The sequence below is a fragment of the Streptomyces cinnabarinus genome (assembly GCF_027270315.1).
Taxonomy (GTDB): Bacteria; Actinomycetota; Actinomycetes; order Streptomycetales; family Streptomycetaceae; genus Streptomyces; species Streptomyces cinnabarinus.
In genome coordinates this window covers 4826944-4844494 of sequence record NZ_CP114413.1, presented here as the reverse complement: position 1 = coordinate 4844494, position 17551 = coordinate 4826944, and the positions used below count along the sequence as shown (strand labels likewise).

General features: G+C 71.1%; 17 protein-coding genes. 8 read left to right on the top strand and 9 right to left on the bottom strand.

Annotated elements, in window-relative coordinates:
* Positions 1-24: 24 nt before the first annotated feature.
* From STRCI_RS21895 to STRCI_RS21880, 4 genes are all read right to left on the bottom strand, one after another.
* Complete coding sequence (locus STRCI_RS21895; protein ID WP_269660650.1) at positions 25-861, bottom strand: SRPBCC domain-containing protein; 837 nt, start codon at positions 859-861, stop codon at positions 25-27.
* 51 nt (positions 862-912) lie between these two features.
* Complete coding sequence (locus tag STRCI_RS21890) at positions 913-2553, bottom strand: polyamine aminopropyltransferase (protein ID WP_269660649.1); 1641 nt, start codon at positions 2551-2553, stop codon at positions 913-915.
* A 79-nt stretch (positions 2554-2632) separates the two neighbouring features.
* Positions 2633-3151, bottom strand: a complete 519-nt coding sequence (locus STRCI_RS21885) for a DUF2617 family protein (protein WP_269660648.1) — start codon at positions 3149-3151, stop codon at positions 2633-2635.
* Positions 3152-3536: 385 nt separating this feature from the next.
* Positions 3537-3806 (bottom strand): hypothetical protein, encoded by a 270-nt coding sequence (locus STRCI_RS21880; protein ID WP_269660647.1) that lies wholly within the window; start codon positions 3804-3806, stop codon positions 3537-3539.
* A gap of 139 nt (positions 3807-3945) precedes the next feature.
* Between STRCI_RS21880 and STRCI_RS21875 the strand changes: the two genes are divergently transcribed.
* On the top strand, positions 3946-5160 hold the full coding sequence (locus tag STRCI_RS21875; protein WP_269660646.1) for a pyridoxal phosphate-dependent aminotransferase: 1215 nt from the start codon (positions 3946-3948) through the stop codon (positions 5158-5160).
* A gap of 97 nt (positions 5161-5257) precedes the next feature.
* Here the strand turns inward: STRCI_RS21875 and STRCI_RS21870 are convergent, their stop codons facing one another.
* Complete coding sequence (locus STRCI_RS21870; RefSeq protein ID WP_015658966.1) at positions 5258-5788, bottom strand: YbjN domain-containing protein; 531 nt, start codon at positions 5786-5788, stop codon at positions 5258-5260.
* Between the two features lie 140 nt (positions 5789-5928).
* Between STRCI_RS21870 and STRCI_RS21865 the strand changes: the two genes are divergently transcribed.
* The gene (locus tag STRCI_RS21865) at positions 5929-6057 is read left to right on the top strand and encodes a hypothetical protein (protein ID WP_269660645.1); all 129 of its coding nucleotides are present in this window, start codon (positions 5929-5931) and stop codon (positions 6055-6057) included.
* A 16-nt stretch (positions 6058-6073) separates the two neighbouring features.
* Entirely contained in the window at positions 6074-6538 is a 465-nt protein-coding gene (locus tag STRCI_RS21860; protein WP_269660644.1) for a hypothetical protein, read from the top strand.
* Positions 6539-6596: 58 nt separating this feature from the next.
* Here the strand turns inward: STRCI_RS21860 and clpB are convergent, their stop codons facing one another.
* The gene (gene clpB, locus STRCI_RS21855) at positions 6597-9209 is read right to left on the bottom strand and encodes an ATP-dependent chaperone ClpB (RefSeq protein WP_269660643.1); all 2613 of its coding nucleotides are present in this window, start codon (positions 9207-9209) and stop codon (positions 6597-6599) included.
* 132 nt (positions 9210-9341) lie between these two features.
* Here clpB and STRCI_RS21850 point away from each other — a divergent pair, with 132 nt between their 5' ends.
* Positions 9342-9752 carry a pyridoxamine 5'-phosphate oxidase family protein gene (locus STRCI_RS21850; protein ID WP_269660642.1) on the top strand — a complete coding sequence of 137 codons (411 nt, stop codon included), beginning with the start codon at positions 9342-9344 and terminating at the stop codon, positions 9750-9752.
* Positions 9753-9894: 142 nt separating this feature from the next.
* Here the strand turns inward: STRCI_RS21850 and STRCI_RS21845 are convergent, their stop codons facing one another.
* Positions 9895-10233, bottom strand: a complete 339-nt coding sequence (locus STRCI_RS21845; RefSeq protein ID WP_269660641.1) for a Rieske (2Fe-2S) protein — start codon at positions 10231-10233, stop codon at positions 9895-9897.
* A gap of 393 nt (positions 10234-10626) precedes the next feature.
* Here STRCI_RS21845 and STRCI_RS21840 point away from each other — a divergent pair, with 393 nt between their 5' ends.
* Genes STRCI_RS21840 through STRCI_RS21830 form a run of 3 tightly spaced genes read left to right on the top strand, consistent with a single transcriptional unit; the run spans position 10627 to position 13560 of the window.
* Positions 10627-11598: a helix-turn-helix transcriptional regulator gene (locus STRCI_RS21840; RefSeq protein ID WP_269664611.1), complete on the top strand. Its 972-nt coding sequence runs from the start codon at positions 10627-10629 to the stop codon at positions 11596-11598.
* Positions 11595-12569 (top strand): helix-turn-helix transcriptional regulator, encoded by a 975-nt coding sequence (locus STRCI_RS21835; protein WP_269660640.1) that lies wholly within the window; start codon positions 11595-11597, stop codon positions 12567-12569. The genes STRCI_RS21840 and STRCI_RS21835 overlap by 4 nt, the downstream gene beginning before the upstream one ends.
* Before the next feature lie 4 nt (positions 12570-12573).
* Entirely contained in the window at positions 12574-13560 is a 987-nt protein-coding gene (locus tag STRCI_RS21830) for a helix-turn-helix domain-containing protein (RefSeq protein ID WP_269660639.1), read from the top strand.
* Here STRCI_RS21830 and STRCI_RS21825 read toward each other — a convergent pair.
* Together STRCI_RS21825 and STRCI_RS21820 are read right to left on the bottom strand one after the other, a co-directional pair.
* Entirely contained in the window at positions 13520-14563 is a 1044-nt protein-coding gene (locus STRCI_RS21825; RefSeq protein WP_269660638.1) for a helix-turn-helix transcriptional regulator, read from the bottom strand. The genes STRCI_RS21830 and STRCI_RS21825 overlap by 41 nt on opposite strands.
* Before the next feature lie 221 nt (positions 14564-14784).
* Positions 14785-15891, bottom strand: a complete 1107-nt coding sequence (locus tag STRCI_RS21820; RefSeq protein WP_269664610.1) for a substrate-binding domain-containing protein — start codon at positions 15889-15891, stop codon at positions 14785-14787.
* Positions 15892-16151: 260 nt separating this feature from the next.
* On the opposite strand from STRCI_RS21820, the gene STRCI_RS21815 reads away from it, so the two are divergent.
* Entirely contained in the window at positions 16152-17546 is a 1395-nt protein-coding gene (locus STRCI_RS21815; protein WP_269660637.1) for a fibronectin type III domain-containing protein, read from the top strand.
* Positions 17547-17551 lie beyond the last annotated feature (5 nt).

Genomic DNA, 17551 nt, shown 5'->3' with positions numbered 1-17551 from the left:
CCCTACTGGGGTTCGGTGGTGTGGTCAGCGGCGTCTTCTCAGGACCCGGCTGACGACGATCGCGGAGGCGACGGCGAGGGCGGCGGCGGGGGCGGCCCAGCGGAGGGTGTTGACCGGTGGGGTGGGCTGCGGGGCGGGGACGGGGGCGTATCGCCCTCTCGGCGGGGCGTGGTCGACCTCTTCCGCGGAGCGGCCGATCATGGTGCGTCTGGCGTGCGCCGCCTCCGGAGCGGTCTCGGCTTCGCCTTCGGCCGGTCTGTTCCCACCCGCAGCGCCCGTGCCGCTTTCGTCGTCGGGTGCGGGTGGCCCCTGCGGGGGTTCCTCGCCGTCGGCGGCCGCGGGCTCGGGGGTGGTGGCCGGGGGCTGCTCCGGCTGGTCCGGCTCCTGCTCCTGGCCCTGGGCCGGCTCCTGGTCCTGGTCCTGCTCCTGCTCCTGCTCCGCCGTCGTTCCCAGGTTCTCCGCGAAACGGGTCAGCAGTCTGGTGGCTGCCGAGTGGACCTGGTCCGGGGGGAGTTGGGTGATGCGGCCGTCCGCTGTCGCCGTGGCATCGATGGTGAGGGTCGTGCCGTTGTCCGATTCGCGGGGCCGCAGTGTCAGGGACAGCTTCACCGAGCCCGTCCCCCGCGCCTCCGTCGCCTCGCCCTCCAGGCCGTACGAGCCGTCCTCGCGGGCGGAGAAGGTCAGGGCACCCCGATAGGTGATCGTGTGGCCGCCCACCCGTACCTTCAGGCGGCCTGCCATCGGGGTCTCGGCGCCCGCGTCCTGTTGGAGCCCTGGCAGGGCGCGGGCTACTCGCGCAGGGTCGGCCAGCGCCTCCCGCAAGCGAGCCGTGGCAACCGGAACGAACACCTCAAGCTCCATGTCAGCGGAGCCTACCCAGGACAGCCGCCGCCGCACCCCCCGTCGGCGCAATCAGTAGCGCGGATGCACCAGCGTGGACGGCGGAAGCCCCCGTACCCGTGACTCCTCCGCCGCCCTCGCGTCCTCCCGCAGCCGCTCGTCCGTCAGGGTGCGCAGGCGTGGGCCCTCGGGGGAGAGCCGCGGCTCCGGTGCGGCGGGGCCCCGGGTCGCGAGGACAAAGCCCCAGTCGTGCGGGGCGTCCGCCCGGCCCGAGGAGCGGTCCGGGCCCGCCGCGAACCCTCGGTCCCGGCCCGCCACGGAGTACGGCGCGGTCCGCAGGCCCGCCGCCCGCAGCGTCGACTCGACCGTCCAGAAGGCCCGGGGCCGGGAGGTCACCGGGCCCGCGTGCACCACCAGGCGCCCGTCGGCCGTCAGCATCCGCCGGGTCAGGCCGTAGAACTCCTGCGAGTAGAGCTTGGTGCTCGCGGTGATCCCGGGGTCGGGGAGGTCGGAGACGACGACGTCGTAGCGCACCGTCGGGGTGCGGCGCAGCTGGCGGAAGGCGTCCGCTGTCACGACACGGACGCGCGGATCGTCGTACACCTGGCCGTTGAGGCGCTTCAGCGCCGGGTCCTCGCGGGCCAGTCGGACGACCTCCGCGTCGAGCTCGACGACGTCCACGCGGCGCACGCCCGGGTGGCGCAGCACCTCGCGGGCGGCCAGGCCGTCGCCGCCGCCGAGGATCAGCACCCGGGTGTGCGGGCCGTTCATCGCGGGGTGGACCAGGGCCTCGTGGTAGCGGTGCTCGTCGCGGCCGCTGACACGGAGGCGGCCGTCGAGGAAGAGGTCGACCGGGCGGCCGTCGGTGCCGCCGGTGAGGACGACCTCCTGCACGTCGGTCTGGAGCGCTACGCGGACGTCGGCGCCGTACACCGCGTGCCGGGCGGCCCTTTCGAAGTCGTCGACATGGACGGCGGCCGCGGCGAGCAGACCGAGGACGGTGCAGTTGGCGGTGAGCAGCAGCCAGCGCCCGCGCCGGGTCAGATCGCGGCCGAACAGACCGAGCACCAGCGCGCCGCCCGCCAGCACATTGACCGCGCCGGTGAGCAGCGCTCCCGTCAACTGGCCGAGCAGGGGCAGGAGAAGGAAGGGAAAGGCCAGGCCGCCGACGAGCGCGCCGACGTAGTCCGCGGCAAACAGGTCGGCCACCGCGCCGCCCGCGTCCTGGCGGCGGATGCGCTGGATCAGCTCCATCAGCAACGGGACTTCGGCGCCGATCAGCAGGCCGATGGCGAGCGAGAAGGTGACCAGCAGCACCCGGGGCCCCTGTCCCCACAGCCCGCCCCAGCCGCCGGTCCAGGCGAACACGCCGTACAGCGCCAGCGCACTGCATCCGCCGACCAGGGCGAGTACGGCCTCGATCGCGCCGAATCCGGCGGCGGCATGCCAGCGCAGTCGCTTGGCGACGAGGGAGCCGAGGCCCATCGCGAAGACCATGACGGACAGCACCACGGAGGCCTGGGTGACCGAGTCGCCGATCAAGTAGGAGGCGAGGGCGACCAGTTCGAGCTCGTACACGAGTCCGCAGGCCGCGCAGACGAAGACGCACGCCAGCACCAGGAACCGGCCTGTCGCCGGCCGGACGGGCAGCCGCGCCGGGCCGCCCCAGGGGGCCGGGGTGCCGGGCGGGGCGGGCGCGTGCGGTTCGATCACGCTGCGACGTTACGTCACACGGCCGTCACGCTTCGTCACCCACACGTGTGGAACTCTCGGCCTCAAACGCCCTACAGGCTCAGGCGCTCACCGGAACACGGACCCCGACCCGGGTCCGGGTCGCCACCAACTGGCCGTCCTGCGGGTAGGCGTGCCAGGTCCGCCAGTGCACCTGCCCCTCGTGCCGGTGCGCCAGCATCGCGGTGAAGGCGTGCGGGCTGCCGGGGAAGACCCCGGCCAGTCCGTGCGGGTGGTCGGCGACCAGAGCCAGCAACTCCTGGGCTCGGCCCGCGAACTGACCCGGCGCCAGCACCTCGACGCGGGCGGCGAATTCGTACTCCCAGTCCCCGACGCGTTTGGCGACGCCCAGGGGCAGGGGTGTGCTGCTGCCCGGGATGCATGCCACGGTCTCCGAACAGCCGCCCCGCTCCTCCTCCAGGAGCACCTGGTGGGATGCGCCGAGCAGTCTCAACTGGAGCTTCGCCCCGCACAGTTCGAGGTCGAGGGTGGCCAGTGCGGGGAGCGGCTCACGCCCCAGGGCCCAGGCGAGGTCGCCCGCGCGCGTGTCGGTGTAGGAGGTGTTCAGGGTCGTGAGCATGGATCGGCTCCGCTGGCACGCAAAGAAAGGGAGGTTGGGTCCGGCGCACCCCGGTCGGTACCGGGGGATCGGCCCGGTCTGCCCAGTCGACGAGTCAGTGGGGATGGCCGTGGGACGTCCGAGGGGCCGCGTTGGTGATTTAGAGGGAATCATGAACAGTGGCGCCACCACAGCGTTTTTACCCAACTTCGTAGGGTTTCCATCCCTCAGAGGGCTCCACAGCTCAACTGTTCAACCACGGCGTGCGCCGTGTCGGCTGGGGCGCGCCCGGAGCGCGGCCACCCGCCCCGCGCACGCAAGCGGGGCCCGCCCCCCGTGGGCGGGCCCCGCTGTCCGGATGCGGTTCCCCCGAAGTTCCCCCGAACCGGAGCTCAGCTGCCCCGTGTCAGCTGCCTCCGCCCCCGCATCCACCCCCGCCGCCCCCGCCGCCCCCGCACGACGAGGAGCTGCCGCACGAACTGCCGCCGCCGCAGGAGGAGCCGCTGCCGCCCCCGCCGGCCCACCAGCTGCCGGAGCTGCTGTCATTGCTGTCGCTGCGGCCGTAGTCGCGCCGCCGGGTCCCCTGGGTCATCTGCCGACGACCGGCCCCCACGATCGCCAGAGTGATCAGACCCGCGACCAGAACCGCCAGGATGATGCCGAGTGCCATGGGCATGACGTCACCCTCCTCTCATGTCTCCGCAGCTCCCCCGAAGCGGCCCCCCGTGGGCGCCTCGCCAGCTGCGTGAACGGGAAATGCCCTCCCCGCTCGCGCCCCAAAGCAGAGTTGAGGAACTCCAGAGCTTCGGCGCAGGATGGCCGCCATGACCTCAAGCGCGCGTCCCCTTCTGAATCGCAGCCTCGCCGAGTTCGGAACGACGATCTTCGCCGAGATGTCGGCGCTGGCCCTGCGGACCGAATCCATCAATCTGGGTCAGGGATTCCCGGACACGGACGGGCCCGAGGAGATCCGGGAGGCGGCGGTGCGCGCGCTGCGCGACGGGCGCGGCAACCAGTACCCGCCGGGTCCGGGCGTGCCCGAGCTGCGGCTGGCGGTGGCCGCGCACCAGGAGCGGCTGTACGGGCTGGCCCACGACCCGGACACCGAGGTGCTGGTGACGGCGGGCGCGACGGAGGCCATCGCGGCGGCGCTGCTGGCGCTGCTGGAGCCCGGCGACGAGGTGGTGGCGCTGGAGCCGTACTACGACTCCTACGCGGCCTGTATCGCGATGGCGGGCGCCCGCCGCGTCCCGGTCACCCTGCGCCCGTCGAGGGGCCCACGCGACGGAGTCGCAAATCGACACTTCCGCCTCGACCTCGACGAGCTGCGTGCCGCGGTCACCGACCGCACCCGGCTGCTGCTGATCAACACCCCGCACAACCCGACCGGCACGGTCCTCACCCGCGAGGAGCTGGCGGCGGTGGCGGAGCTGGCCGTGGAGCGGGACCTGCTGGTCGTCACGGACGAGGTGTACGAGCACCTGGTCTTCGACGGCGCCGAGCACCTGCCGCTGGCGACCTTCCCCGGGATGCGGGAGCGGACGGTCACCATCGGGTCGGCGGGCAAGACGTTCTCCTTCACCGGCTGGAAGGTCGGCTGGGTGACCGGGGCGCCCGCACTGGTCAGCGCGGTGCGCTCGGCGAAGCAGTTCCTGACGTACGTCGCCTCCGGGCCGTTCCAGTACGCCGTCGCCGAGGCGCTCGCGCTGCCCGGCACCTACTTCGCCGGCTTCCGCGCGGACATGCAGGCCAAGCGGGATCTGCTGGCGTCGGGGCTGGCGGAGGCGGGGTTCGAGGTGTTCACCTCGGCGGGCACCTACTTCATCACCACCGACATCCGCCCCCTCGGCGAGAGCGACGGCTTCGCCTTCTGCCGGGCCCTGCCCGAGCGGGCCGGGGTGGTCGCCATCCCCAACGCCGTCTTCTACGACCACCGGGACGCGGGGGCGCCCTTCGTCCGGTTCGCGTTCTGCAAGCGCACTGAGGTGCTCCAGGAGGCCGTACAGCGGCTGAAGCGGCTCGCGGGCTGACTCCCCCGCATACGGCAAGAGCCCGCCCCGGGCACCTGGTCGTGGTGACCGGTGCCCTGGCCGGGCTCTCGTGCGAGTGCGCCGTGTGCGGTGCCGACTACTCCTCGTCGCCCTCGGGCTTCTCGGCGTCGTTGATCTCCTGCTCCAGACCGAGCTGCTCGACGAGCCACTTGTCGAACTCGATGGCGGCCCGCACCCAGCTGACCGTGGAGGAGACGAAGTGCTCCAGGCTGACGCCGGTGCCGATCAGCATCTGCGCCTCGCCGATCAGGCGGACGGTGCCGTCGTCGTGGGTGTGGGTGTAGAGCTTGGGCCACAGGGTGCGACGGTTCCAGTCGTCGATGGACTCCAGCAGCTGCGGCTTCTCGTCGATCTTGTGCGGGCGGTCGTAGAAGGTCCGCACCGAGAAGACCTGCTGGTCACCCTCGCCACGGAACATGAAGTACGTGCGGAACTGCTCCCACGGCGCCGCGAGGTCTCCCTCGTCGTCGACGACGTACTTGAGCTCCATCTGGTCGAGGAGCTGCTTCACGAGGTCCTGATCCGGGACGACGGGGCCCGCCGGTCCTTGGGGCTGCGGCTCGGGCTGGCCCCCGAAGTTCGGAATCGAGGACGGGTCGATGCTCACCGTGTTTTTCCCTTCGTACGGATCCCGCCATCCTCCCCCATGCGGGGAGGGGGGTGGCAAGCCCCGCCGGGGCCTGTCAGCCTTCGGCTGACATGATCTGGCCGGTAGCGGCCGGTGCGGCGAGCGAGGGGTGTGGGTCCATGGCGATGACACAGGGCGGAGCGGCCGGGTACACCAGGTGGTGGATGGTCGCGCTCATCCTCGGACTGCCGGTGCTGGCCGTGACCGGCTTCCTCACCCTGATGGCCGTCTGGCTGCTGGTGGGCTGAGCCGAGGACGCGGATCTTGTCCAGGAGACGCCGCCGGCTGCTCGCCGCCCTCGTCGCGGTGCCGGTGCTGGTCCTCGCGGGGATCGTCGCGCTGACCGCGTGGGCGGTGACGGAGGACGGCGGCCTGCTCGGGGGCGGACCCGAGCCGGTGCCCTGCGCGGACGTCCTGCACTTCGGCGGGGCCGAGCTGCCGGAGGGTGCCGAGGTGATCGGGGAGTGCGAGGAGCGCGGCTTCCAGGATCTCCACTACGGCGCCCGCTTCCGGATGCCCCGGGCGGACGTCGAGGAGTGGCTCGCCCTGACGTATCCGTTCGCCCCGGTGCCCGAGACGGGCGGCTGCGGTGTCCATGACGCGGATCTGTGTGTGACCGCGGAGGATCCGGCGGGGCATCCCGACGCCGGCGCGCAGGTGGTGCGGGTGAGCGTGGAGTACGAGGACGCCACCACCGCGCTGGTGCGCTTCTCCGCCTTCACCCTGTGACGACGGCGGCCCGCCCCGGCGGTGTGCGGGGCGGGTCGTCGTCGGGCCGGGAACGGCGCTACAGCGTCTTGCCGGTCGCCGGGCCCACGATCAGGCCGTCGCCGAAGGCGTCGACGCGGACGGTGTCGCCGTCCTTCACCTCGCCGGAGAGGATCTCCCTGGCGAGCCGGTCGCCGATGGCCGTCTGGATCAGCCGGCGCAGCGGCCGGGCGCCGTAGGCCGGATCGTTGCCCTCGTCGGCGAGCCAGGCCAGGGCCTCGTCGGTGATCTCCAGGGTGAGCCGGCGCTCCGCGAGGCGCTTGGCCAGGCGGTCGATCTGGAGCCGGGCGATCCGGCCCAGCTCGTCCTTGGACAGCGCCGAGAAGACGACCAGGTCGTCGAGCCGGTTGAGGAACTCCGGCTTGAAGGCGGCCCGCACCACCTCAAGGACCCGCTCCTTCTTCTCCTGCGCGCCGGCGAGCGGGTCCGCGAGGCTGTGTTCACTCAGGAACTGGCTGCCCAGGTTGGAGGTCAGCACCAGGATCGTGTTGCGGAAGTCGACGGTACGGCCCTGACCGTCCGTCAGCCTGCCGTCGTCCAGCACCTGGAGCAGGATGTCGAAGACCTCCGGGTGCGCCTTCTCGACCTCGTCGAGCAGCACGACGCTGTACGGCCGCCTGCGCACCGCCTCGGTCAGCTGGCCGCCCTCCTCGTAGCCGACATAGCCGGGAGGCGCGCCCACCAGCCGGGCCACGCTGTGCTTCTCGCCGTACTCCGACATGTCGATGCGGACCATGGCCCGCTCGTCGTCGAAGAGGAAGTCGGCCAGGGCCTTGGCGAGTTCGGTCTTGCCGACGCCGGTCGGGCCGAGGAAGAGGAAGGAGCCGGTGGGCCGGTCGGGGTCGGCGATGCCCGCGCGGGTGCGCCGTACCGCGTCCGAGACGGCCTGCACGGCCTCCGCCTGGCCGATCAGCCGGCGGCCCAACTCCTCCTCCATGCGCAGAAGTTTCTGCGTCTCGCCCTCCAGCAGACGCCCGGCCGGGATGCCGGTCCAGGCGGCCACGGTGTCGGCGATGTCGTCGGAGCCGACCTCCTCCTTGACCATGGTGTCCTTGGCGGCCTCCACCTCGGCCTCGGAGGCTTCCTCCAAGTCCCGTTCCAGGGTGGGGATCTCGCCGTAGAGCAGCTTGGAGGCGGTGTCGAAGTCGCCGTCGCGCTGGGCCCGTTCGGCCTGGCCGCGCAGTTCGTCGAGCTTCTCCTTCAGCTCGCCGACCCGGTTCAGGGACTGCTTCTCCTTCTCCCAGCGGGCGGTCAGGCCCCGCAGTTCCTCCTCCTTGTCGGCGAGGTCGCGGCGCAGCCGCTCCAGGCGCTCCCGGGAGGCCGGGTCGGTCTCCTTGCTCAGCGCCAGCTCCTCCATCTTCAACCGGTCGACGGAGCGCTGGAGTTCGTCGATCTCGACCGGGGAGGAGTCGATCTCCATCCGCAGCCGGGAGGCGGCCTCGTCGACCAGGTCGATGGCCTTGTCGGGCAGGAAGCGGGAGGTGATGTAGCGGTCGGAGAGGGTGGCGGCGGCGACCAGCGCGCTGTCGGCGATCTGCACCTTGTGGTGGGCCTCGTACCGGCCCTTCAACCCGCGCAGGATCGCGATGGTGTCCTCGACCGTCGGCTCGGCCACCAGCACCTGCTGGAAGCGCCGCTCCAGGGCGGGGTCCTTCTCGATCCGCTCGCGGTACTCGTCCAGGGTCGTGGCGCCGACCATCCGCAGTTCGCCGCGCGCGAGCATGGGCTTGAGCATGTTCCCGGCGTCCATGGCGGAGTCCCCGCCGGCGCCGGCGCCCACGACGGTGTGCAGCTCGTCGATAAAGGTGATGATCTGCCCGTCGGAGTCCTTGATCTCCGCGAGGACGGTCTTCAGCCGCTCCTCGAACTCGCCCCGGTACTTGGCCCCGGCGACCATCGCGCCCAGGTCCAGCGCGACCAGCCGCTTGTCCTTCAGCGACTCGGGCACGTCCCCCTTCACGATCCGCTGGGCGAGCCCCTCCACGACGGCGGTCTTGCCGACGCCGGGCTCCCCGATCAGGACCGGGTTGTTCTTGGTACGGCGGGACAGCACCTGGACGACCCGGCGGATCTCCTGGTCCCGGCCGATGACCGGGTCGAGCTTGCCCTCGCGCGCGGCGGCCGTGAAGTCGGTGCCGAACTTCTCCAGCGCCTTGTACTGCCCCTCCGGGTCGGCTGTGGTCACCCGGCGTCCTCCCCTTGCTTTCTGGAACGCCTCCAGCAGCTTCTTCGCGGTGGCGCCGTGCTGGGAGAGTACGTCGCCGGCCTGACCGCCCTTCGCGGCGATCCCGATCAGCAGGTGCTCGGTGGAGAGGTATTCGTCGCCGAGCTCCTTGGCCTTGGCGCCCGCCTCGGCGATGACGGCGAGCAGCTCCCGGTTGGGCTGCGGCGGCGCCACGGTGGACCCGGTCACGCTCGGCAGCCCGGCCAGCACCTTCTCGGCCCCGGCGCGGACGGCGGCCTGATCTGCCTCGACGGCGGCCAGCAGGTCGACGATGTTCTCGTTGTCCTGCCCCTGGAGCAGAGCCAGGAGCAGATGGGCGGGCGTGAGGTCCGGATTGCCCTCCGTCAAAGCCCGGTTACTGGCCGCGTTGATGGCGTCCCGGCTCCGGTTGGTCAGCTCTGCGTCCACGTTCGCAATCTCCTCCTGTCGACAGCCGGGCGAGCAGCCCTCATCCACGCTGACTCATCCAACGTACACAAAGTTGAGTCTATTCCACTCAAGTATGTGCTCGGGAGACTCCGGCGGCTAAGTTCCGACGGCATGAGCTACTCCGTGGATCCCGCCGCCCCCGACGCCGCGTATCTCAGCTTCTGGCGGGAACGGCACCTGTGCACCCTGACCACGCCGCGCCCGGACGGGAGCCCGCACGTGGTGCCGGTGGGGGTGACCTACGACCCCGGGGCGGGGCTGGCCCGGGTGATCGCGAACAAGGCGAGCATGAAGGTCGCCCATGTGCTGGCCGCCGGTCCGGACGGGGCCCGGGTGGCGGTGTGCCAGGTGGCCGGGCGGCGCTGGGCGACGCTGGAGGGGCGGGCGCGGGTGCGCACCGAGCCGGAGCGGATCGCGGAGGCCGAGCGGCGGTACGCCGAGCGCTATGAGCGCACTCCCTCGCCGAACCCGGCGCGTGTGGTGATCGAGATCGAACTGGAGCGGGCCATGGGGCGCGGCTGACCGATACTTTTCGGCCAGCGCGGCATCCGGCAGATGCCCGGAAATGTCCCGTAAAACTGCAGCGGCGTCACCGTGTTCAGGTCACGGTGACGCCGCTGCGGGGGGAAGCACCTGAGCGATCTGTTACGACGGGGGAATCGCGTCAGGCACTGCGGGGGGTGGCTGAGACTGTCCGGGGGGCCGGGACCTCCGGGTCCACCAGTTGCTGGTGGTCGCGCTGGTCCAGGTTCACAAAGATCATTCCGTATCGGATGGCACACCGCACGGGCTGTGGCGCCCCGCGGGGCCGCCGCAGGCACCGATAGGCGCGCACGTCCTCGTCCTCGTCCCGCGTGACGACAACCGGCTCTCCGAAGACCGTCACCATGAGCGAGTCACCAGCGTGGGGGATGGCGGTGACCAGATCGATGAAGTGCCAGCCGGATCGGTAGGCGGTGGCCATTTCGCGTCGGAAGGTTCGGTCGTCCGGTGGGGTGGTCATGACTCGGCGACCCAAGTGCTGTCGTCCGTAGACCCACCGCCCGCCGGGTCGGATGCGGCCACCACCCACGTACTGTCGCCAGGCACGGCCGCCGCGGCATTCGTGCGCCAAGTACTGTCCGCCCGGGCGTCGCCCTTCGCCTCCGCCAGGCCACTCAGCACCCCGAAAGCCACAACGGCGGAGAAGGCGGCGGCAAGCGCCGAGCGAAGCATCTTCTTATGCATAGTCGGCTTCGTCCTCATCTGAAGGTCACCTCTCCCCCGTCGATTAAGACGATGGCCCATTCCGGCACGTCATGGCCACACGATCGGTGCATCATGTTCCTGCACGTTCAGGACCCTGGGGGGTGGAGAATTGGCCACGAATGAGACTAAGGGGACACATTCGCACGCGCTGACCGAGCTGTGTGACGAGGGTCGCCGTCTTTATGGGATCGCACTCCGGACGGGACGTATCGCGCGAACGGACGTGGAGACCGCTCCTTGCCTCATGGAGTTCGCCCTTCTTCACCCCGACCCGGATGACGCGAACTGGCTGCGTCCGGTCGCCCCTTCGGTCGCACTGGCTCAGCGGCTCAGCCCGATCGAGCACGAGATCACCCAACGGCGGCGGCTGTCGATCGAACTCGCCGAAGCATTCGAGCCGTTCATGACGCTCAGCGCGCAGGCACCGGCGACCACCCACTCGATCACCGTGCTGGAGGGCATCGACCGGATCAACGCGGCACTCGATCTGGCCACCGCCCAGTGCACGACCGAGATGCTCACGGTCCAGCCGATGCGCCGCCGGCCCGAACACACCCTCGCCCAGGGGCTGGAGCGCGACCGGCCACTGATCGAGCGCGGCTGCCGCATCCGGACCCTCTATCAGCACACGGCCCGCTACAGCCCCGAAACGCTGGCCTACGTCGCCCAGTTCGCCAGCGGCAAGGTGGAGTACCGCACCATCGACGAACTCGTCGAGCGGCTGATCATCTGCGACGAGACCGTCGCCTTCATCCCCACCCGGTCCGACGGCGAGGTCGCTCTCGAACTCCGCCATCCCGGCCTCGTCCGCTACCTGATCAAGGTCTTCGAGTTCATGTGGGGCCGCGCGGTGCCGCTGAGCACGGGCGCCCCCTACGAGACCGACACCGACGGCATCACGGAGATCCAGCACTCCATAGCGAAGCTGCTCGTCGAAGGACACGTCGACGAGGCCATCGCCCGCCGCCTGGGGATGAACGTCCGCACCTGCCGGGCCCACATAGCCAAGCTCGCGACCGCCCTCGGCAGCGGCAGCCGCGCCCAACTCGGCTACCTCATCGCCCAGTCGGGGATCCTGAAGCCCGACCAGCCGATCGCGGGAGGTGACGGCCACCCGTGACCGAGCCGCACACGCACGGAGCGGAGGAACTGTGTGAGGCGGGCCTGAGCCTGTACGCGCGCGCTCTGCGCGAAGGGCGGGTGCCCGCCGAGGCGGCGGACGCGGCGCCGTGCCTGGTCGACCTCGGGCTGCTGCAACCGGACCTCGCGGACCTGCGCCGGCTGCGGCCCGTCACACCGGCCTTCGCGTTCCACCGGCTGCTGCGCGATGTCGAGGACCGCATCGCGGACGAGCGGCGGCGCGAGGCCCGGCTGGCGGACATGTTCGACCCCCTGATGGACATCGCCGGGCAGTACACGGCCATGGCGGACGCTCCGTCGGTCAGCGTGCTGAACGGCGTCGCCCGGATCAACCAGGCCATCGAGGCGGCCCTCGCGAAAGCCTCGGGCGAACTCCTCACCATCCAGCCGTTCACCGGCCAGGACGTCGGGACCCGCCTCGCCGCGTCGCTGAGCCGCGACCAGGCCCTGCTGGACCGCGGCGGCCGTATCCGCACCCTCTACCAGCACACCCTCCGGCACTCCCCCGCCGTGATCGCCCGCTACGAACAGCTCAGCGGCGACGCCGAGGTGCGCACGCTGGACGAGGTCACCGACCGTCTCATCGTCATCGACGGCGTCGTCGCCTTCATCCCGGCCAGCAAGGACCGCACCCTCGCCGTCGAGGTCCGCCATCCCGCCCTGGTCACCTTCTACGTGACCGTGTTCGACCGCTTCTGGCGCCTGGCCACGCCCATGTACCCCGACGCGGTCCGGCAACCGGTCCGCGACGGCATCACGCCCCGCCAGCGCGCCATAGCCGCCCTTCTCGTCGAGGGCCACACCGACACGGTCATCGCCGACCGGCTCGGCCTGAACGTCCGTACCGCCCGTGTCCACATCGCCAAACTCGCCGCCGCCCTCGGCAGCGAGAGCCGCGCCCAACTCGGCTACCTCATCGCGGCATCAGGCATCCTCAATCAGGGGGAGTGACCGAATGATCCCGGCGCCGCACCTGAAGCACGGCCTGGAAGACCTGTGCGAGGCAGCGACCGAGCTGTACGAACGGGCCCTGCGCGAAGGGCAGGTGAGCGTCGCCGATGCCGAGGCCGCGCCCTGCCTGGCCGAACTCGGCCTGCTGCATGCCGGCGTGACGGCCCCCAACCGGCTCGAACCGTTGGCCCCGGCCGTGGCTCTCCACCAGTTGCTGCGCACGGCGGAGGAGCGCATCGCGGACGAACGCCGCCGGGAGGAGCGGCTGGCCGCGATGTTCGAGCCTCTCATGCGGATCCCCGGCCCCGGCGGCGGACCGTCGGACATCCCGTCGGTCACCGTCCTCAGCGGCCTCGACCGCATCGGCAGGACCATCGCCGGGGCCATGTCCGGATCCTCCGAGCTGCTCGCCGTACAGCCGCACGTCACGCACACTCTGGCGCCGCCCAACGTGCACGTCGAGGCCCTGGCCCGGGACCAGGCCCTGCTGGACCGCGGCGGCCGTATCCGCACTCTCTACCAGCACACTCTCCGGCACGCGCCGACCGTCATCGCCCGCTACGAGCGGCTGCGCGGGGACGCGGAGGCCCGCACCCTGGACGAGGTGACGGAGCGTCTCATCGTCATCGACCGCGCGGTGGCCTTCATCCCGGCGAACGCCGACCGCACGCTCGCCCTGGAGGTCCGCCACCCCGCGATCGTCGGTTTCCTCGCCACCGCCTTCGACCGCCTCTGGCGCCTGGCGACCCCCATGTACCCCGAGGCCGTCCAGCAACCCGTCCGCGACGGCGTCACCCCCCGCCAGCGCGCCATAGCCGCCCTGCTCGTCGAAGGGCACACGGACACGGTCATCGCCCACCGCCTCGGCCTGAACGTCCGCACCGCACGCGTCCACATCGCCAAGCTGGCGGCGACGCTGGGCAGCGCCAGCCGGGCCCAGCTCGGCTATCTCATCGGGCGGTCCGGGATCCTCGATCAGGCAGGCTCATAGCCGACGGCGACACATCCGCGGCCCGCGCCGGACCGACCAGGCCCACCTGGGCGATCCGCACGCCCAGTTGAGTGCGGCTCGCCGCGCCCAGCGTCTCCGAGAGCCTGGCGATATGGGCCCGGCAGGTGCGCACGCTGATGCCGAGGCGCTCGGCGATGACCGCGTCCTGGTGCCCCTCGGCGAGCAGCGCGGCGATCGACCGCTCCCGGTAGGAGATGCCCTCGATGCCGGTCTCGGGCAGCGGCGCGGTGAGCGGGATCGCGAGCCGCCACAGCCGCTCGAAGACGGTGACCAGGTAGTTCACGAGCGCGGGATGGCGCAGCTCCAGGGCGAGGGTGCGGTCCGCGTTCGCGGGGATGAAGGCGACCGTACGGTCGAACAGGATCAGGCGGTCGATGACCTCCTCCAGGGTCCGCGCCTCCACCGCGTCGCCCATCAGCTCCAGGTAGTTGAGCAGCCCCTGCCCGTGCCGGGCCACATGCGTGTACAGGTCGCGCATCCGGACCCCGCGGGCGCGCAGCGCCATCGCCCGGTGCAGGCCCTCCGTCAGCTCGTGCTCGGGGCGGATCCCGCCCGGCTGGACGGTGAGCACCTCGGTGGTGCAGGCGTCGGTGGCCGCGTCCATCGCGGCCTGGATCCGGGAGAGCCCGTCCAGGACCCGGATCGCGCTGCCCTCCGCGACGGCGTTCTGCGGCAGCGGGCCGAGTCCGGCGTACCACTCGAAGGCGGCCACCGCCGAGCCCATCCGCCGCTGGCTCGCGCTGACTTCGTCGTACACCCCGCGCAGCAGCCGGGTCATGACCTCCTGCGGGGAGGTCGGCACCAGCCAGGCCATGTCGTCGGGGTCCGGGTGCAGCAGGGCCAGCTCCAGCAGACAGGGCACCGCCTCCGCCTCGGCCCGGGGCACACGGCCGCGCCGTACGGCCCGGGAGTACACCCGATCCCCGGCCTCGCACAGCCGGTCAGCACCGTGTGGATGCCCGTCCGTCCCGCGCCCGGCCATCGCCCATCCCACCCCCGGTTTCCGCGTCTTCCGCAGCGCAACTATGCGCGGACGGGACGTGCTCCGCAACACGCCTCAGGGGCCCGGGAGGCCCGGCTGGCCCTGGTGTGTCCGCTTATGGAACCCGCTCACCCGAACACGGTTTCCGGACACGACGCGGACGCGCCGGAGGGCCCGGTCCGCACGGAACCGAGCCCTCCAGCACACCTGGGCCGTGACCACTACTTGAGCCCGAGCTCCTCGCACGCCGCCTTGTACTTGCCGGCGCAGATCTCGGCGATCTTGTAGATGCCGTCATTGACGACGGTGTCGTTGATGTTCTCCGTCGTCAGCGCGACCACCGGGACGAGCTGGGCGGGGATGTCCTTGGTGGTGGGGCTGTCGACCCGGTCCGCGGTCAGGGAGTCGAACTTGATGTCCTTGCCCTGGACCTTGGCCACCGCCATCTCGGCGGCCGCCTCGGCCTCCTCGGGGTAGGACTTGTAGACGCTCATGTACTGCTCGCCGGCGACGATCCGCTGCACGGCGTCGAGTTCGGCGTCCTGACCGGTGATCGGCGGCAGTTCGGTGACGCCCGCGGCCTCCAGGGCCTTGATGACACCGCCGGCCATTCCGTCGTTGGCGGAGTACACGGCGGCGATGTTGTTGACACCGATGTCTTCGATCGCCGCGGTCATGTTGGCCTCGGCGTTCTCCGGCTTCCAGTCCTTGGTGTCGTAGGTCTTCGCGATCGTCACCTGGCCGTTGAGCTCGGAGAGCGCGCCCGCCTTGAACTGCTTGGCGTTGGGGTCGGTGGGCGAGCCGTTCATCATGACGATCTTCGTCGAGGTGTCGACGTCACCGCCGAGCGCGGACATCAGGGAGCGGCCCTGCACCTCGCCCACGAGCTCGTTGTCGAAGGAGATGTACGCGTCGATCGGGCCCTCGGCGAGACGGTCGTAGGCGATGACCGGGATACCGGCCTCCTTGGCCTTCTCCACCTGGGTCGCGATGGACGTGGAGTCCACGGCGTCCAGCAGGATGACGTCGACGCCGTCGTCGATCATCTTCTCCATCTGGGTGCCCTGCGTACCGGCGCTCGCGTCGGCGTTGGCGTAGACGACCTGACCCTTGTTGTCGGTGAGCTCGGCCACCTTCGCCCGGATGATCGGGTGGTCGAACTTGGCGTACCGGGTGTTCGCCGTCTCCGGCAGGAGCAGCCCCACCGTGATGTCGTTCCCCTTGGTCGGACTCGCGTCGGCGCTGTCTCCCGACACTCCCAGGGCGCCACAGGCGGACAGCGAAAGGGTCATCGAGGACGCGGCCACGCATATGGCGATACGACGCATTGGGGAGCTCACTTCTGGTGCCTTCCGGACGCGGGCGCAGCATTGCGACCCAGGTGACTGAAAAGCCAACGCGGCACCGCCCCCCAGCGTCAAGCGGAATCACTTAACGAACCCGCAACACCACGCTCCGCTTGGCTTGTGAAGGTATGGCGGAATCCCCTCCAAACACCCGTTACGCCCCCTCCGTACAACCAACCCCACCCCTCGCGAGTCGTGATCACGACAGCTTCCCGGCTGTTCCGCACCGCTCAGAGGACCGAATGAACCCAGCCAGAGGCACGGCCGCCGCGGTCGTGCTCGCCACCACGGCCGCATTGCTCACCGCCGTCGCCGCTCCCGCATCCGCCGCGGTCACCTGCACCTCCCCGGTGTTCAAGCGGACGTTCTACGCGAACACCACCTTCTCCGGCACGCCGAGGAAGACCGACTGCGACAGCGCGATCGACCAGAACTGGGGCACCGGCGCCCCGGCCTCGGGGCTGCCGGCCAACGGCTTCGGGGTGCGCTGGACGCTCAACCGGGACTTCGGGTCCGGCGGTCCCTTCACCCTCAGCGCGTCCGGGCTCGACGGCATCCGGGTCTACGTCGACGGCCTGCTGAGGATCAACCTCTGGAAGAACGTCTCCACGACGGTGTCCAAGACCGTCGACCTCGACCTCGCCAAGGGCAAGCACACCCTGCGCGTCGAGTACGTCAACTGGACCGGGTCCGCCAAGGTCAGGTTCGGCTACGCGCCCCGCACCTCGGCCACCGTCGACAAGGTCGCGCCGCTCACCCCGGCGGGCGCCGCCGTCTCCTACGACCAGGCCACCGGCAAGGCGAAGACGGCCTGGGCGAGGAACAAGGAGATGGACCTCGCGGGTTACCGGGTCTACCGGCGGGTGAAGGGCGGCTCGTTCCCCGGCACCCCGCTGGCCACCACGACGTCGACGTCGTACACCGACGGCACCCTCCCGGCCACCGGCGCCGGCTACGAGTACGCCGTCCGCGCCTACGACAAGGCGGGCAACGTGTCCCCGTGGACGGCGGCCCTGCCGGTCACCACGGCGGACCGCACCGCGCCCGGCGTGCCGGCCGGGCTCAGCACCGGCTCCGAGCCGCAGGGGCTGCGGGTCGGCTGGGACGCCGTCGAGGGGGCGTCCTCGTACCGGGTCTACCGGGCGGACACCGCGGACGGGACGTACACCCGGGTCGCGAGCGGCTCCGCGGACTCGTACCTGGACACCACGGCCGCCGAGGGCGCCACCTACCACTACCGGGTGAGCTCGCTCGACGCGGCCGGCAACGAGTCCGCGCGGTCCGCCGCCGTCGGCGGAACGCGCAGGGACCTCACCCCGCCGTCCGCGGTGACCGGCGTCGAGGTCACGCCGACCGAGTACGGCTTCCTGGTGACCTGGGACGCCAACCCGACGCCCGACCTGGCGCGTTACGTGGTGCGCCGGGGCTATCTGTGGGGGGACGAGGAGCAGCGGGTGTGCTCCCTCTCCCCCGGCTACTACGTGAGCGCCGGGACCACGTCCTACGCCTACGAGACCGTCCCGGACGGCGAGGAGTCCTGCTTCATCGTCGACGCCGTCGACGACGACGGGAACTCCGCCTTCGAGGTGACCGGCGAGGCCCAGATCGTCGTCGCGACCGAACTGGACCTCGCCTGATCACA

Coding starts and splice junctions, on each gene's coding strand:
- STRCI_RS21895 (WP_269660650.1), bottom strand. CDS start 861: ATGGAGCTTGAGGTGTTCGTTCCGGTTGCCACGGCTCGCTTGCGGGAG.
- STRCI_RS21885 (WP_269660648.1), bottom strand. CDS start 3,151: ATGCTCACGACCCTGAACACCTCCTACACCGACACGCGCGCGGGCGAC.
- STRCI_RS21880 (WP_269660647.1), bottom strand. CDS start 3,806: ATGCCCATGGCACTCGGCATCATCCTGGCGGTTCTGGTCGCGGGTCTG.
- STRCI_RS21875 (WP_269660646.1), top strand. CDS start 3,946: ATGGCCGCCATGACCTCAAGCGCGCGTCCCCTTCTGAATCGCAGCCTC.
- STRCI_RS21865 (WP_269660645.1), top strand. CDS start 5,929: ATGGCGATGACACAGGGCGGAGCGGCCGGGTACACCAGGTGGTGGATG.
- STRCI_RS21850 (WP_269660642.1), top strand. CDS start 9,342: ATGAGCTACTCCGTGGATCCCGCCGCCCCCGACGCCGCGTATCTCAGC.
- STRCI_RS21845 (WP_269660641.1), bottom strand. CDS start 10,233: ATGACCACCCCACCGGACGACCGAACCTTCCGACGCGAAATGGCCACC.
- STRCI_RS21830 (WP_269660639.1), top strand. CDS start 12,574: ATGATCCCGGCGCCGCACCTGAAGCACGGCCTGGAAGACCTGTGCGAG.
- STRCI_RS21825 (WP_269660638.1), bottom strand. CDS start 14,563: ATGGCCGGGCGCGGGACGGACGGGCATCCACACGGTGCTGACCGGCTG.
- STRCI_RS21820 (WP_269664610.1), bottom strand. CDS start 15,891: ATGCGTCGTATCGCCATATGCGTGGCCGCGTCCTCGATGACCCTTTCG.
- STRCI_RS21815 (WP_269660637.1), top strand. CDS start 16,152: ATGAACCCAGCCAGAGGCACGGCCGCCGCGGTCGTGCTCGCCACCACG.